Here is a 1,825-nt window from a genome sequence, read left to right as displayed (position 1 = left end):
TGACGAATAGTCAAGAACTGCATTGGAAACTGAGAGCGTGCCGGGTGCTAGGTCAGTTTTCTTGGAGTCGTTATAACCAGTCGGTCGACGCTTCACTGGCTTAGGTTGCCCGTGCGACCACACAGACGTGCGGTATGCTACAGAATGGCAGCGCAAGTGAAGTTCGTGAAGGACTTCATTGCTGCCTGGACTAAGGTGATGAACGCCGACCGTTTCGATCTGGCATAAAGGCCGATCTAACGAAAAGCCTCCCCCAAATGTTCGGGGGAGGCTTTTTTATGCGCATCGCTGAAATGGCTTCGGCGTGGAATATTTCCTTACTTCGCCATATCGATGGCGGAGCTGAGCTCTTCCACCGCCTGATCCGCTGTCAGCTGACCGTTGAACTGGCGGGTGATGACGTCGAACATTGCATTCTTGATCGCGGTCGGCTGTGCGTGCGACTGCGAGAAGGAGCCGAGCAGCGATCCGCTCTTGTCGGCAGCAGCCAGATCCTTGATCGCTTTCTGTCCGCATTCGTCGAATGCCGTGGTCGGCACATCGGTACGCGCCGGTGCCGAGCCTTTCACCACATTGAAGGCCGACTGGAAATTGACATCTTCCACAGCGGTTGCGAGCGCAAGCTGCGCCTTGCGCTTGTCCTCACCCACTTCAAAGACAGCAAACTGATCGGCATTGAAGGCCACGGAACCTTCCGTTCCCGGGAAACGACCGCAAACGAAATCCGCACCGGGCTTCTTTCCAGCCTTGGTAAATTCGCCCTTGGCCCAGTCGCCCATGAACTGCACGCCCGCCTTGTCGTCAATGACCATGGCCGAGGCGAGATTCCAGTCGCGTCCCGAGAAATTGTCGTCCACATAGGTGCGCAGCTTCGCCATCCGCTCGAAGACCTGCTTCATGGTATCGCTCTTCAGGGCTTCAGGATCGAGATCGATCAGCGCCTTTTTGTAAAAATCCGGCCCGAACGACATCACGACACTGGTGAAGATAAGCGCTTCCTGCCAGGGCTGGCCGCCATGGGCAATCGGCGTGATCCCCTGCGCCTTGAACTTGTCGAGCAGAGCGACAAGCTCATCCCAGTTCTGCGGCACTTTTCCGCCAGCCTTGTCGAGCGCGGCCTTGTTGTACCAGGCCCAATTGGTGGAGTGCACATTGACCGGTGCAGCGATCCAGTGGCCGTCATACTTCGAGAAGTGTTGGATTGCGGGCGGGATGACCTTATCCCAGCCTTCCTTGTCGGCAACTTCATCCAGATTGCCGAGCACGCCCTGCTGTGCCCAATCCAGAATATCGAAACCCTGCATCTGCACGGCGGCTGGCGGATTGCCTGCCGTCACGCGAGCGCGCAAGGTCGTCATCGCGGCTTCGCCCGCACCACCGGCAACCGGCATGTCGACCCAGCCGATACCCTGTTTTTGAAGGTTTTCCTTCAGGAGATTAAGCGCGGCCGCTTCGCCGCCCGAAGTCCAGTAATGCAGGACTTCCACGCTTTCCTCGGCCTGCGCGAAACTTGCCCCACCCAAAATGCTGACACCCGCCAGCAGCATTCCCATCATCAAGCGCATTCTCATATCTCCTCGTTAAGAATAATGCAGCTTATCATGGACTTGCGCGAACGGAATGCTCTATCGCGTTGGAGGTTTTTATTCGTTGGCCTTATCTGCCAGCGTCGTATGGACCAGAACGAGCCGAGGAAGACCACATCATCTGCTAAGTAGATCGTGCATTGTCCTATAGCGTTGAGGAGGTTTTTTCTCGTCGGACGGAAAAAGCACGCAAAATGAATAATGACTATAACACGGCGTTCGTTCCCACTTGCAAACTC

2 protein-coding genes are annotated in these 1,825 nt (G+C 56.1%); both read right to left on the bottom strand.

The genetic code is table 11. From position 1 onward, the window contains the following. Positions 1 to 317: 317 nt before the first annotated feature. The gene (locus tag HWD97_RS24090; RefSeq protein ID WP_151664125.1) at positions 318 to 1,565 is read right to left on the bottom strand and encodes an ABC transporter substrate-binding protein; all 1,248 of its coding nucleotides are present in this window, start codon (positions 1,563 to 1,565) and stop codon (positions 318 to 320) included. A 2-nt stretch (positions 1,566 to 1,567) separates the two neighbouring features. Continuing rightward, positions 1,568 to 1,825: hypothetical protein (locus tag HWD97_RS24085; RefSeq protein ID WP_371835787.1), on the bottom strand; the 258-nt coding region annotated here is incomplete at its 5' end.

The sequence above is a fragment of the Ochrobactrum sp. C6C9 genome, assembly GCF_022627935.1.
GTDB classification, from domain to species: Bacteria; Pseudomonadota; Alphaproteobacteria; order Rhizobiales; family Rhizobiaceae; genus Brucella; species Brucella teleogrylli.
This window is presented reverse-complemented; position numbering and strand designations above follow the sequence as displayed.

Coding starts and splice junctions, on each gene's coding strand:
- HWD97_RS24090 (WP_151664125.1), bottom strand. CDS start 1,565: ATGCGCTTGATGATGGGAATGCTGCTGGCGGGTGTCAGCATTTTGGGT.